Below are 13,799 nucleotides of genomic sequence, written 5' to 3'. Positions count from 1 at the left end.
GGACTTTAACCCGTTAGAAACGTGCGCCGCTAGGCGCACACAGCAAAAGTCCTGTCAGAATCCGAATATCAAATCCGGATTCTCAACAGGACTTTTCTATATCTTCTTTCCCTGCCAGCTTTACTTTTGACAGTTTTCTTCAAATTTCAAAACCTTAACGCTTCTCATTTTTCCGCATTTTCAGCTTCAGCATTGCAGTAACCTTTTTCGCATCCAGCTCCGTCACATTATTTTCTCCGAGTACATCTGTCTCAATGCCCTCTTCACTTTTATTGATATCCAGAATTTCTCCCAGATGATCATTTTCTACCACAAACTGGCCAACTGTACCACTGAATTTCAGCCCGGTTACCGGAATTCCTCTGATTTCCATCTGTTCAGCCGTATTTGCGAAATCTACGTCACTGTTTCCCCATCCATCGGACGACAGGATAACTCCGTCTGCCCGCATAGCTTCCGCCCATACTGCCGCACGGGTTCCAACAAGCAATTTATCTGTATTATCATCCGGCGTTCCAACAATTATGATTCCCATCAGATCCAGATCTTCATCCGATGATACCACATCAAGAAGAGGATCCCGGAAATGGTGCAGTGATGTTTCCTTTGTCGATGGTCCAATTCCCATAATCGCACCTCCTATTGCATAGAACGGATAATTCCGTCACGATATTCGTTTGGTGTAACGATCACCGGCATATTTCCCATATCAATGATCGAGCGACCGTCTTCAGTTCCCGAAGGCTCTTTTGCAAATAACGAAGTATCGTACATCGCACCCTGTCCGGCAACCTGTTTTACGATCAAAACACGTTTTTTCCCTGGGCGAACCACATCATGGTACTCATGTCTCTCTGTGCAGAGATCGCCCCTGAACTTCTTCATCTGTTCCCGGAAAATCTGGATAAACTCGTCACAGGCATGGTGGGCTGCAAGTACACCTTCTCTTTCCTGTCCCATTCCAGGTTTCAGAACAACATCAAATGACACAATATAATCATCATCCCCCGGAGTACCCGCACGGTTCAGATACAGCTTCTCTTTCAGATTGCCTTCACTGGACCCAAATTCGTGTGCCTGTTTTCCATTTTCATCTACACCGGTAAGGATTACATAAACGCCGGTGAGCGTATGCGTAATCCCGTCCCCAATCTTTCCAAGTACTTTGGTCGATATCGGAATGATATCCATCATCGTATTGGTATAACAGTCATGTTCTCCCGGTCTTATAATCTGTACATCTAATTTGGAAAGCTGTGGATATTTCGGTAAAATTTCATCCAGTATTTTCTTCTCGATCGTCATCTTTCCAGATGCTGTCACTTTATTTCCTCCGCCTTCTTCCACCTCAGTAATATGGAAAGCTTTGATCACAAGCCGGCGCAGATCTATTTCTTTCTCCATATAATCATCCTCAATTCTAAATTGAACCCAAATGCGCCCTGGCACATTTGAGGCACATAGCACCTTTTATCTAACAGGAAATTTTATCAAAATATCCAGTTAAATAAAAAGGACATCTCCGGCAAATCAGAGCTTTCGCCCCAATCCTGCCGGGGATGTCCCCTTTTTACTATTTGATTATACTTTCGCTACATATTCAAACGGCAGCGGAACAACTTTTCCTGGAGTATCCAGCTTCACGAGCTGTTCCAGAGTTGCTTTTACGATGCCTGTCTGCATCTCAACGTTGTGTGGTTCACCAGCGTTAGCTCCCATAGGAACACGCGGAGCAACCGCACGTGGGGTACCGGTCTGACGAACAACCGGCGGAAGCGCAGCAATAATAATTGTAGGAATTCCTGCGGCTTCAATCGCTCTCTGCACCAGAACTGCAGAGCGGTGGCAGGTACCTCAACCAGCGGTGAGGATAACTGCGTCTACGCCTTCCTCTACAAACATCTTTGCAATGGCAGGACCAGTTTCATGTTTGAATTTTTCCTGGTTTCCGCCACCACCCATGAATCCGGCATGTACCGGTGCACATGCTTTGATAAATCCTTCTTTAGCAAGCTCATGGATACGGTCAATCGGGAACATACAGTTGATGTCTTTGTTTACATCACTGTTGTCATATCCACCGTGAGATACCATTAATTCATCTGACGGCATTTTATCTGTTATTTTTCTCCAGGTAAAGTCACCGGCAAGGTTGAATCTCTTCTGATCCTTGTGGTGCACACCTGCTGCTGTGGCGAGGGCAATTGTCATATCCTTCAGTTCTTTTTTCACCGGAGCCCATACTGGCGGCGGAGTTACCGGAACAAAGATTTCTGACTGAAGTCCTTTAACAACGGTCAAACTCATGTCTATTTCCTCCTGATATAATTACACTTCATCATTCTTCTTATGAGACTTCATTTCTTCCTGACGTCTCTGATACGTCTGCAGGTTACTAACATATTTTTCATTGGCGTCCGGTCCAAGCTGTTCGACAAAACTCATATTCCATCCAACTTCCTGTCCTACCACTAATGGATAATCCGTAATCAGCATTCTCATCGGGATTTTCAGATAACCCAATCGTCCCTTCAAATCGATTCCAACACATCCATCATGGATCTCTACGATTACGCCTTCCATATAGATGATCTTATCGCCATATTTCATAGTCATTCACCTTAATCGTATTTTTCTTTTCTCTTCTGGCTCATCGGCAGTGACTGCTCGTTCTTAACCAGTTCAATTGTTCTGTCCATAGTCTTTGAAATCAGTTCGATGTTATTTGCTTTTACATTCGGATTCCATTTTCTTTCTGCCTTCTTCACTTCTTCTCCAGCCATTCCAGCTTTCAGCATAGCAAGTGCACGGATTGCTTCTTCCTGGCAAAGCGTGTTGCAGGCAAGGACTTCGTTCTCGATTCCTGATTCAGATTTGTTGTTATCTACCATGTACTGCATGTATTTGTTTCCAACTACAAGTGCTCCCTGTACTGCGCAGAATGAAAGTCCAACAACCGGAATTCCTCTCATACCGATCTGTTCGATATGGCTTGCAAAATCGATGTGGTTGTTACCAAATCCTTCTGTTGTAACAAATGCACCATCAACATCAAGAGCTTCTACCATCATGCCAACACGTTTTGATACATAGAATTTCTCTGTATTGATCTGTGGACTACCTACAAAGATAACACCGCAAAGGTCAACTTCTTCATCATGGAGAGTTTCAAGAACCAGTGGTTCTCTCCAGTAATGTCTTGACATTTCTTTTGATGCAGGTCCGATACAGGTAAGTGCATGGATACATCCGTCAAGTACTTCCAGTGGAGATGCCATGATCGGTACGTTTCCAAGGTCAACGTTTGGTCTTGCGCCAAGTACTCCGACTGGTTCCATAGGAAGAATCAGGTTGTCATGCATAGCACCCTGTCCCATGATTTCTTTTACGATAACGACTTTCTTCTTACCAGGTCTTCTTACCTGATTGAATGTCTCTGTATCTACTACAAGGCTTTCGTCTTCTACTTTCTTCAGAGCTTCACGGATTTCCTGTGTGATCACGTCTGTTGCAGAATGTGCAGCAAGCGGACCAGGTCTTTCCATGTTGGTTCCTTCTTTGATGATAACTTCTGTCTTGATGAAGATTTCACCTTTATCAGGAGCTCCCGGACGTCCCCACATGATATTTTCATCCAGGTATCCTTCGGAAGAACCGAATTCGCCAATCTGAACACCATTGTCGTCTGTTCCGGTAACCATCATGATAACGCCATCAAGTACTCTTGTTGTACCTGTACCGATTTCGTCTTCGCCCTCTTTTGTAGCGATCGGCTGTACGTCCATGATTGTATTAGAATAAGTATGGTACTGATCCGGTGTAATGATATCAATCTTTAACTGATGAACCAGTTCCTGTGAAGCAACTGCTTCTTCTTCAATTCCTTCTCGGATGTAAAGAGTTGTTCCTTCGATCTTTGTCTCCGGTCCACGCTTTACTTCTGTAATTTTATAATGCTTTCTGGTAACGCTTCTTACGACTTTCGGTTCCAGCTCTTTTGTCGGTGTTGCGCCTGAAACCACGCCTGCCGGTAATTCTACCTCTGCCGGTACTTCCGCTACTGCAACACCGTTATTAAAACCCATCGGCATTTCGATATCGATATCTTTGCCTTCTCCAATGTGGATTTTTAACACGCCGCCAACTTTCTGTACACTTGCTGTAGGATTTGCAGTAACTGCTGGTGCTTCTTCTTTCACTTCTTCTTTTGCTTCTTCAGCCGGTGCTTCCTCTGCTGCAGGTGCTTTTGCGCCTTCAACAAGATCAGCTGTAAGTGGTGTAAGAGAATCGCAGGTCTTAACAAGCTTTGCTCCAAGTACCTGTTCGATTGTAAGTGTTCCATCAAGTTTCAGAAGTCCTGAATCTACCAGATCATCAAAGATAGCCGGATCTTCAAGGTTTGCAGCCTGGATTGTAATGCCGCCTTCTGCTCTACAGCATAATACTGCAGGATCTTTTGCATGTTCTTTTGCGGTTTCCGCTGTAATTGACATAATAATTTCCTCCTTGTTAATTTAACAATAACTCAATTAACTATTTATACACTCACCGAAGTGAGGTATCAACTTATCTATTTACCTTCCGGTAACTGTTCTACCTGTTTTGAAACACGCAGATATCTGTAAAGTGGATGTCCGATTGTACGCATTACATGGTCTGTCTGGTGGAATACCTTAAGTCCCATCTTCGGTGCTGATCCCATTACTGTATTTGAACAGTCTGAGCAGTTACCAATAATAATGTACTCGCATCCATCCTTCTTGAACTGGATATTATTCTTAGCCTGTCCAGGACAGTTTCCAGGTCTTTCGCATTTAAGCGGAGCTCCCGGTTTGTTTTCAATTGCCTGTTTACATCTGGCTACTGATTTCACTACACCATTCATCTTCTGACAAATATCTCTCATACGTTCTTCGCTACCACCGCAGGCACATACCAAAAGACCTACACTTGCACCATGAAGATCCGGGAAATCAATTGTAACAATGATTCCACCAGTTGTCTTTGTGATCGGTGCATCCTCTGTAGTAGCATGTCCGGTAAATGGACCACCCATGATGATTTCCCCATATACACCATCAATACCGCCGGCACGTTCGATCATTTCCCCAACGCTTGTGCCGACCGGTACATCCATAAATACATGTGGCTCATTACCGCCATTGATCTTACCGATAACAGTAAGGTTCTTAGAAAAGCATGGCTTTCTCTCTTCAATTGCTTCCGCAACTCTTGCAAGAGTTTCTACATTACAGACAATTGCATTCGCTGCTGACGGAAGCTGTGTTGTATTCAGTTCGATTCCAAGACATTCTCTTACAACCGCACGTTCTTCTCCCATCGGATAAATATCCGGAAGTAAGTGGATCGTGATCGCCTCTTCATCTTTTAATGCCTCGCGCAGTGCCTTTACTGCTTTTTCATTTTTCTTCTTAATTGCAAAAATAGCTTTTGATGCATTGGAAATCTCCATGCAGTGTTTTACTCCGCGGATAACTTTCGCACAGTCATCTTCCAGCTGCTGAATGTTATGACGAAGTCCAGGCTCACACTCCGCTGCATTTACAAGGATATATCCTCCCTGCAGATCTGTTCCGAGTTTTACACCTGTCGGGAATCCGGCGCCACCCATTCCGACAACACCTGCCGCTTTTACCATATCAAGCTTGCTGCCTTCCGGAATCTTTACATATTCATCCTTCTGTTCTTCATCCGGCTTGATGATGATACGGTCTTCCAGTACGTCTTCTACCACACCATATGCACTTGAAAAAATATTAGCTCCAAGGCCTGTCGGTGTTGCAATCAGAGTCCCTTTTTCTACTCTGTCTCCGGCTTTTACAACCGGTGCACAAGGAGCTCCTACATGCTGACGCAGCAAAATCTGTAAGTTTGCCATGTCTCTTCTCTTCCTTTCTCCTCTACGTCGAAATCTATATCTTATCTTGTCCTACGCGTATTTGACTATAGTTTAACAAATAGATATATTTTTTTCAATAGCATTTATAGATTTTCACTTTTCATGTTGGACTCAATACTAGAATCTAGTCTAGTGATTGATCTGTACTATAGTCTATATGATTTTACTTGAAAATTCAATATCTTTTTTATATATAATCTATTTATTTTTTTCATCGGTTCTGTCTGATTTTTACAGATTGTCTATTTTTTCTCATTTTACTTATCCGCATTATCTATAAGTATTCTGGTCAAGAGGATTTACGTCAAAAAAGAAAAGCCACCGTACTGTTTCCCCTAAAACAATACAGCAGCTTTTCTCTTTATCTTTTTAAGGCTTTTCGCCCAAAAACCTCTCTTTTTGGCGAGGGCATGTGGGAATCGAACCCACCCAGGACGCTCCTAACGCCCCACACTGGTTTTGAAGACCAGGAGACACACCAGTTATCCATCTACCCCCATATATTGATTATTCCAATCAAGCTTATTCATTATAGCAAATTACCATTGACTTTTCAAGTATTTTCGTACATAATATTTTTAAAGAAAACTGAACTGCATACTAGACTCTGGTCTGGTCTTTCAACTAAGGAGGAATATTAAAAATGGAAATCAATCCAAAACTGAATCTTGACGCATTTGAGGCATCTTTCCATGCGATTGACACACATACAGTTGGGGAATTTACAAGAATCATTACATCAGGTTTCCCGAAGCTTGAAGGGGATACCATGATCGAACGTAAGAACTTTCTTGCAAAGCATTACGACAAATACCGTCAGGCTCTTATGTTTGAGCCACGTGGACATCATGATATGTTTGGTGCTCTTCTGACAGATCCGATCCACCCGGAAGCTGATTTTGGTGTGATCTTCATGGACACTGGAGAATATCTGAATATGTGTGGTCATGGAACAATCGGTTCGGTTACAGCAATCATCGAAACAGGACTTGTTCCTGCCGTAGAACCTTATACAGAAGTTGTTCTGGATGCTCCTGCAGGAATTATCCGTACCAAAGCAGAAGTCAAAAATGGAAAGGTACTTAATGTAACACTTACTAATGTACCGGCTTTCCTTTACAAAGAAAACCTCACAACAGAAGTTGATGGCAGAGAAGTTCACTATGATATTTCTTTCGGCGGAAGCTTCTTCGCACTTGTTGATATCGAACAGTTCGGATGGCACGTAGATCCACAGTCAATCCCACAGCTTACCGATTTCGGTATGAAGCTGATCGAAAAGGTCAATGCCGAAGTAGAGATCCGGCATCCGGAACTTGATATCACAACTGTCGACCTCGCAGAGCTTTACTGCTCTACCGATACTCCTGGATGCGACAAACGTAATGTCGTTATCTTCGGAGATCATATGGCTGACCGTTCTCCTTGCGGAACCGGAACCAGCGCAAAGCTCGCCACCCTTTACAAAAAAGGTGAGATCAAAGTTGGACAGCCTTTCGTATATGAAAGCTTTATCGGCTCTCAGTTCAAAGGCGTAATCTTAGACACTACAAAGGTTGCCGACTATGATGCCGTTATTCCGCAGATTACCGGAAGTGCTTATCTGACAGGGGAATCTACTTATGTGATCGATCCAGATGATCCGTTAAAATATGGCTTCAAAGTAGGCCGTTAAGTCAAAATCTTTCAGGAGACAGAGCTATGTATATGGCTTTGTCTTCTTTTTTTGTAAACAAATTACTTTCTTGTTATTTCATGTCCATTCTGCTATAATAAAAAAAGATTACTATTTTCAAAGGAGGGGAATTTTCATGCCAAAGAAAAGAAGTTCCACCAAAAGCCGTATCATAAAAGCCGCGTGGAATCTATTCTACAAGCATGGTTATGAACAGACCACTGTTGATGAGATCATCTCGGCTTCTAAGACCTCAAAAGGAACCTTTTACCACTATTTTAAGGGAAAAGAAGCTCTTCTCAACACACTTTCTTATCTGTTTGACGAAAAGTATGAAGAGCTTGCAGGAATCGTAGATCCGGATCTTTCCGCTTATGACAAGCTGTTATTTTTTAACCATGAACTATTTCATATGATTGAGACCAGTGTCGATGTCGGGCTTTTAGCCTCCCTCTACTCGTCCCAGCTGATCACCAAAGATAAGCGCTCCCTTCTTGAAAACGATCGTTACTATTTCGTGTGGCTCACTGAGACAATCAGCACTGCACTGAAAAATGGAGAATTCAACGGCACCAGTACTGCCGATGAACTTCTGAAGATTTATGCAATGTACGAACGTGCTGTTCTTTATGACTGGGCATTATGCAAAGGCAAATATTCTCTCACCGCATACAGCGACAAGCTTCTTCCACATGTACTTGACCAGTTTATAGAAGGATTTTAATTCTGTCATTTTTTCATTGACAGTATAGACACCCTTCTGCACATGGATCATCGCACTACAATCGAGTAGGCTGACTCCTACTCGATTCTTATACTTTGTACATCATCTAGCTTAACAGCTCGATGATGTACATTCGCCAAATGCAGATCCTTGTGCAAGCACAAATCTGCACTTGGCTCATCGTATACACAAAAAGACCAGAACTCGCCCCACTACCAGGGGCATTCTGGTCTTTCTCTTTTCACTGCCGCACTTTTTTCTTAAGCACTGCACTCTATTCTTCAATCAGGAAGCTTTCCTGTTCAATTCCCTTTCCGGTCTCAAGAAGTTTTTCTTTTAACTTCTCCAAAAGTGGAACATTTACCTTTTCCAGCTTTTCCATCGTCTCTTTTGAGATCGTTTTCGCATATTCTTCGTATTTCTCGTAGGTCTCCACATCCATTTGCAATGGCTTTATTCCCGGGAAAATATGCTTCTGGATATATTCAAAAATCCGGATTCCACCGTAATCCATATCTCCGCTGTGGAATACTTCCACGTCTTTCCCTTCGATCACTCTCTGCAGCTTCTTCAGAAATTCTCTTTCAAGTGGTGAAAAATATCCATGACTGTAGATATAAAGGATCTCCGGATCATATTCCATCGCAAGGTAATTCGTCTTATTCTCGATCGTCACGATTTTTTTCAGTGCCGGCTGCTCTACCTCAACCATTGCATGCTTGACTGTCTGGCTGTTCAGCACAACTCCATATGTAAAATCGGAAAGATCCACTCTTTTTGCTTCTGATCCTTTCCAGATCTTCAGTTTAAGCGGTCCTTTAACTGCCAGTTCCTGGGAATTTTCTTCGATCAGCAGCTGCTCCAGAACCGTCTGGATATCCATATCTGCCGTAATCTCCGGGCAATATCTCCTTGCAGCCGTCACCACATTTCGTTCCATCTCCCGCTCGAAGATCTTGCTGTCCTTCAGATAGCGTTTACTGAAAATCCGCTTCATCATCGGTTCTTCCAGAGAGTCCAGTCCCCGGTAACAGTCCAGATATTTTTCCAGCTTCTCTATATTTTTCGGCAGATCACCTTCTGTGATCCGCTCTTTCAGCTTTTCCAGATAATTCTCGATCCATTCTTTCTGAAAGCCTTCCGAAAGCTCCTGGTCAATCATACGTATATAATAATTTACCTTCGCCTGCTTCGGCCAGTATTCTTCTCCGCTTTCGCTGTCTGCAAGACGGTAAAAATCCGGAAGATGCTCCACCTGATATGCCACAAGCTCTACATCACTGTCCGGAACAACCCATTTTTTCACAGTCAGGAGTCCTGCTCTTTCCAGGCGCTGCACCTCTTCGATCAGCTCTTCTTTCCCACAGGCATCATAATCCTCCTGTGTGATCCGAAGGGTCCTCCCTCCAGTCGCTCCTTCCCGCCAGTCACGGCTGCTGTTCTCACATCTTTCTATAATCCTGTCTACCAGATACATTTTCTATCACCCCTGTTCTTCCTCATCCGCAAGCTGTGCGAACTCGGTTTTTTCAAATTCCTGAATTGATATATGCCGTTTATTCGGGTTGGCATATACAAAGGTTTTATCAACATTTTCCAGATAATTCTGGATCTTATCATTTGTGGCACTGATGATCGCCTGGAAACCAAGCCCACGGATCAGCGCAATACAGCTTGCCACCTTCTCGGCATCCATTTTTGAAAATGCCTCATCCAGAACGACCAGTCTGAGTGTCGGATTCCTGTGGATTTTCGGGGAAAGATTGATCCTGTAAATCTGTGCAAAGCTTGCAAGAAGTGCAACATAAAGAGGATTTTGTCCTTCTCCTCCGGAATTCTTGCGGATCATCTTGCCAAGACCGATTTTCATATCTTCCTCACCCTGGACGATCTGCTGCATATCAAACGAAAGATAAGTACGGTAATCCGCGTACTTGTCCATATTTTTCTTTGCCTCTTCCAGTTCCTCATGGGTAGCATTTTCCGGTGGGATAAATATGCCGATCAGTTCATTCATCATATCACCGTAGTTTTCTTCATGCTCCATCGTGAACAGATTCATCTGGTTCTCAATAGAACCTGAAAGCTGTGCCGGATTGATCTGCAAGGTATCATCCATAAACATCTTATAGTACTTTCCGTCTGCACCCTTATTCTTCGTGATCACAAACTGGTACTTATCTTTTCCGAAATCCAGCCGGCTGATGATCCGGTTCAGCTCATCTCTTCTCTGGTAGGCCTCGCGGATCGCACTGCGGATCTTGAAAACAAAGTCATCCTTGAAGTGCTCGACCGCTGCCTTTGCCTGTTCATTCGCTGCCTGCCGGTAGGTTTCCAGATTATCACACGACAAGCTTTCCAGAAGCTCCTGATAAACCTTATTATCTTCTTCTACCACTGAAAAATTACGCTGCGTATATTTTTTGGTATAAGCACTGCGGGCTGCCACCAACTCCTGATAGATCTCTTCTTTTTTCTTTCCAAGCTGCTGCAGCTGCCTTGCACTTGCCTCTTTGAAATAAATATAGTTTCTGCTTTTCTGTGCTTCCAGATACTCTTCAAACTGCTTCTCAAACCTTTCGTTTTCCTGAAATTCTTTCTGGATTCCAGAAAGTGCAAATTCCGACTCTGTAATACTGTTTCTGAATTTTTCGATTTCTTCCCCGTTTTTCCAGATTTCTTTCTCTGTCTTCGTGATCTCTTTCTGCTTTGCATCCCGTCTTTCCTGCACTTCTTTCATCTGTGCTTCCAGAGTATCGACTGATTCTGCACGCAGTTTCTGTAGCTTTTCAAGTAAATCTTTCTTACGGGTTTCTTTTCCCTTTATCGCCTTTGCATCCAGGATCTGGCTGATATAGTCCTCTGTCGGAAGTGGCATTGCTTCCAGTTCCAGAAGTTTCTTTGCCTCTTCCACAAGTGCCGCAAGTGGAAGCCTCTTCTCCTGAAGCTCATCACAGTGCTTCTGAAGCTGCCGGATCCTCTGACGGAGACTAATCTCTCCGATATAAGCACGTCTCGTATAATTTTCCGGATTAATATGCTGCAGACGATAGCTGTGATACAGCATACAGTCCGGTGTCACACCAATCCTGCACTCCCTGAGTTCCTCAATGTTCTCACATTTCATGACATTCCCAAGAAAGAAATTGATGTAAGACTGCACGTATTTTTCTTTTGCTTTTACTTCTTCTGCAAGAGTGCCCTGCCGGACAATGTGCTCTTCTTCCATAACCTTTTCCGTATCCAAAATTGCAGCACGGAAGAATTTTTTCTTATCCATCTCCTGATAAATATCCATTGCCGCTTTTGCGTATTTCGGCTCTACGATCAGCAGAAGTTTATTATTTCCCATATAGCCTTCCACTGCATTGTGCCATCTTTCATCCCGGATTTCCAGAAGATCTGCAAGGATCTGCACGGAAACAAATTTTCCACAATTCTCCTGCAACCGGTTCTGTAATTCCAGCCTTGCTTCTTCCAGCTCTTTTGGATATGCTTTTCTTCCCTGTTTCAGCTCTTTTAGCTCTTCTTTGGCTTCTCGTTCTTCTTTCTTGATCTGACGAAGTGTACTGTCCGTATCCCGACGTTCTTCTTCGATCTCCGCACGCATCTGTGCGATATTTTCTTTCAGCCTTGTAAGTTCACCCTCCGAAATCGTACCGGCTTCAAACTTATCAATATCCCAGATTGTCTGGTTGGACGTAATCTCCTGTTCCTTCCATGCTGCAAGTCTCTGTGCTGTCTTTGTGAGACTCGCCCTGCTTTTTCCCAGATGTTCCAGAGTCTCGTTAAGTCCTGCAAGTTCTGCTTCCAGTGCTTTATAACCACTGTTATTCAGACGAAGTAACAGCTCCTCATGCTCCTTTTGCAGTTCTCCACTCTGGCGCATCAGCTCGGCTTTCGTATGCTCCTGTACCTTGATACCTTCTTCTCTGGTTTTAATCTTATCATGGAGTCCCTGGATGTCCGCCTGCAGCCGGAGCATTTCCAGACGGGTAAGACGGTAGTCACATTCCCTGCTTTTTTCCCGTTTCTCATCAAAATCCTGATAGATTCCATCGATCTTCTTCAGTTCCTCAATCTCTTCCATCGTTGATTCAATTTTGCTGCGCATTCTGCCATACTGCATGATACTTTCTTTCAGATCCTCAATCTGGATATCCTGTTCCATACAGATATATTCTTTTACAAATTCTTCCAGCTTGATATTCATCCGAAACGGGATTGCCCGCTTAAAAAGACGTGGGAACTTTTCTTTATCCAATCCGCCCAGATACACATCATAAAGCTGACGGCGGAAACGCTCATTGCTCGGTCCGCAGTAGAATGCCTCTTCACTAAAGGTACGCTGCAGATATTCTCTTATTTCCACAGTAGAAAGACATCTCTTTTCTCCCCGGTAAGCATTCGCAAGCAGACCGCTTCTGTGCCAGAAAAACAGGCGGTTGATCTCATTTGTTGCTGTCTCCACGTCAAATACAACGCCCACGCACTGTTTCTCATGAGTTCTCGTCTGTTCCAGCTCGATCACGATCGTACTGGAAAAATTCTTATTTCGCAGATACTGGGACTCATTATTTTCACTGATGTTTACCATTCCGCGCAAATACTCGATCAAGGTACGGTCGGAATCATCTGCTGCCGCTTTATTAAAAAATCCACGTCCGTCCGTGTTAGCATAGAGCACAATCTGAATTGCATCGATAACCGTTGATTTTCCACTTCCGGAATGCCCGGTGAAAAAATTGATCCCTTCACTCAAAGTCAGTATTTTTCTGTCTATATAATGCCAGTTGTTCAGGCAGATTTTTGAAATCGCCCAGAACGGCTGCCTGTTATCCAATGTCTCCAAGAGTCTCCTCCTCTTCTTCCCGGCTGCTTCCAAATGATTCCAGAACTTTTCTCACCGCATCTCCCTGCAATACTGCATGGATACACGGATAGATCAGAAGTCTTGTACTTTCATTTAACTCTTCCAGTAGATCCAGCGGCTCGATCAGCTGGTATTTTTTCAGCATGACAATGGTCCTTTTCATCTCTGTCGGTGAAGGGATACTTCGAAGCACACGAAAATCTCCTGCTTTTCCGTTGAGTGCCCCAAGCGTCGTCACGATCTGACTACTTGACGAAACCGATGCCATCTGTTCATCATAAATCAGCTTCAGTAATAAGATGTAAATCGTTGCAAGACGCGGAAGCTTTTCTCCCCAGACCATCTCATCCTGAATATAGATCAGTCCCAGATGTACGTTCTCACATAATGTGATCCCGGCAATCTGAAAATACATTTTCAGAAAATCAATGTGCTTTTCACAGATGCGGTACTCTCTCTGATACTGCAGTCTGCCCGCACGTTTGTCGAACTTCCTCTCCAGAAGGAACGTCTGTCTATAGAGAAGCCGGATCACATCCGTCAGGTCTTCCTGTTCTTCCTGTGTAAGCTGCTCAAAATATTCTATCATCCATTCTCTCCAATTTCC

Annotated in this window: 11 protein-coding genes and 1 tRNA gene; 2 read left to right on the top strand and 10 right to left on the bottom strand. The window is 43.6% G+C overall.

Annotation, left to right across the window (positions count from 1 at the left end; all coding sequences use genetic code 11):
• Positions 1-154: 154 nt before the first annotated feature.
• The 7 genes from PG766_RS10375 to PG766_RS10345 all read right to left on the bottom strand — a co-directional run bounded on the left by PG766_RS10375 (position 155) and on the right by PG766_RS10345 (position 6,418).
• Complete coding sequence (locus PG766_RS10375; RefSeq protein ID WP_055158009.1) at positions 155-628, bottom strand: glycine/sarcosine/betaine reductase component B subunit; 474 nt, start codon at positions 626-628, stop codon at positions 155-157.
• Between the two features lie 11 nt (positions 629-639).
• Positions 640-1,404 (bottom strand): proline reductase cluster protein PrdD, encoded by a 765-nt coding sequence (prdD, locus tag PG766_RS10370; RefSeq protein WP_118217317.1) that lies wholly within the window; start codon positions 1,402-1,404, stop codon positions 640-642.
• Positions 1,405-1,581: 177 nt separating this feature from the next.
• Positions 1,582-2,307: a D-proline reductase (dithiol) protein PrdB gene (gene prdB, locus PG766_RS10365; RefSeq protein ID WP_082421153.1), complete on the bottom strand. Its 726-nt coding sequence runs from the start codon at positions 2,305-2,307 to the stop codon at positions 1,582-1,584.
• Between the two features lie 21 nt (positions 2,308-2,328).
• Complete coding sequence (locus PG766_RS10360) at positions 2,329-2,610, bottom strand: CBO2463/CBO2479 domain-containing protein (protein WP_022220196.1); 282 nt, start codon at positions 2,608-2,610, stop codon at positions 2,329-2,331.
• A gap of 11 nt (positions 2,611-2,621) precedes the next feature.
• Complete coding sequence (gene prdA, locus PG766_RS10355) at positions 2,622-4,493, bottom strand: D-proline reductase (dithiol) proprotein PrdA (RefSeq protein ID WP_008372497.1); 1,872 nt, start codon at positions 4,491-4,493, stop codon at positions 2,622-2,624.
• Positions 4,494-4,570: 77 nt separating this feature from the next.
• On the bottom strand, positions 4,571-5,899 hold the full coding sequence (gene prdC, locus PG766_RS10350; protein ID WP_008372495.1) for a proline reductase-associated electron transfer protein PrdC: 1,329 nt from the start codon (positions 5,897-5,899) through the stop codon (positions 4,571-4,573).
• Between the two features lie 421 nt (positions 5,900-6,320).
• Positions 6,321-6,418 (bottom strand) — tRNA-Sec (locus tag PG766_RS10345).
• A 145-nt stretch (positions 6,419-6,563) separates the two neighbouring features.
• On the opposite strand from PG766_RS10345, the gene PG766_RS10340 reads away from it, so the two are divergent.
• The gene (locus PG766_RS10340; protein WP_117823717.1) at positions 6,564-7,595 is read left to right on the top strand and encodes a proline racemase family protein; all 1,032 of its coding nucleotides are present in this window, start codon (positions 6,564-6,566) and stop codon (positions 7,593-7,595) included.
• A 136-nt stretch (positions 7,596-7,731) separates the two neighbouring features.
• On the top strand, positions 7,732-8,319 hold the full coding sequence (locus PG766_RS10335; RefSeq protein ID WP_118217318.1) for a TetR/AcrR family transcriptional regulator: 588 nt from the start codon (positions 7,732-7,734) through the stop codon (positions 8,317-8,319).
• Positions 8,320-8,593: 274 nt separating this feature from the next.
• Here PG766_RS10335 and PG766_RS10330 read toward each other — a convergent pair whose 3' ends face one another.
• Genes PG766_RS10330 through PG766_RS10320 form a run of 3 tightly spaced genes read right to left on the bottom strand, consistent with a single transcriptional unit; the run spans position 8,594 to position 13,781 of the window.
• Positions 8,594-9,796 (bottom strand): Wadjet anti-phage system protein JetD domain-containing protein, encoded by a 1,203-nt coding sequence (locus PG766_RS10330; protein WP_118217319.1) that lies wholly within the window; start codon positions 9,794-9,796, stop codon positions 8,594-8,596.
• Between the two features lie 6 nt (positions 9,797-9,802).
• Positions 9,803-13,171 carry an ATP-binding protein gene (locus PG766_RS10325; protein WP_330418835.1) on the bottom strand — a complete coding sequence of 1,123 codons (3,369 nt, stop codon included), beginning with the start codon at positions 13,169-13,171 and terminating at the stop codon, positions 9,803-9,805.
• Positions 13,155-13,781 carry a DUF4194 domain-containing protein gene (locus PG766_RS10320; protein ID WP_118217320.1) on the bottom strand — a complete coding sequence of 209 codons (627 nt, stop codon included), beginning with the start codon at positions 13,779-13,781 and terminating at the stop codon, positions 13,155-13,157. The genes PG766_RS10325 and PG766_RS10320 overlap by 17 nt, the downstream gene beginning before the upstream one ends.
• Between the last annotated feature and the right edge of the window lie 18 nt (positions 13,782-13,799).

The organism is Coprococcus sp. LG101-27, from assembly GCF_027695515.1.
In the GTDB taxonomy this organism is placed as follows: Bacteria; Bacillota; Clostridia; order Lachnospirales; family Lachnospiraceae; genus Allocoprococcus; species Allocoprococcus comes.
This window is presented reverse-complemented; position numbering and strand designations above follow the sequence as displayed.

Coding starts and splice junctions, on each gene's coding strand:
- prdA (WP_008372497.1), bottom strand. CDS start 4,493: ATGTCAATTACAGCGGAAACCGCAAAAGAACATGCAAAAGATCCTGCA.
- prdD (WP_118217317.1), bottom strand. CDS start 1,404: ATGGAGAAAGAAATAGATCTGCGCCGGCTTGTGATCAAAGCTTTCCAT.
- PG766_RS10340 (WP_117823717.1), top strand. CDS start 6,564: ATGGAAATCAATCCAAAACTGAATCTTGACGCATTTGAGGCATCTTTC.
- PG766_RS10320 (WP_118217320.1), bottom strand. CDS start 13,781: ATGATAGAATATTTTGAGCAGCTTACACAGGAAGAACAGGAAGACCTG.
- PG766_RS10335 (WP_118217318.1), top strand. CDS start 7,732: ATGCCAAAGAAAAGAAGTTCCACCAAAAGCCGTATCATAAAAGCCGCG.
- prdC (WP_008372495.1), bottom strand. CDS start 5,899: ATGGCAAACTTACAGATTTTGCTGCGTCAGCATGTAGGAGCTCCTTGT.
- PG766_RS10330 (WP_118217319.1), bottom strand. CDS start 9,796: ATGTATCTGGTAGACAGGATTATAGAAAGATGTGAGAACAGCAGCCGT.
- PG766_RS10360 (WP_022220196.1), bottom strand. CDS start 2,610: ATGAAATATGGCGATAAGATCATCTATATGGAAGGCGTAATCGTAGAG.
- PG766_RS10375 (WP_055158009.1), bottom strand. CDS start 628: ATGGGAATTGGACCATCGACAAAGGAAACATCACTGCACCATTTCCGG.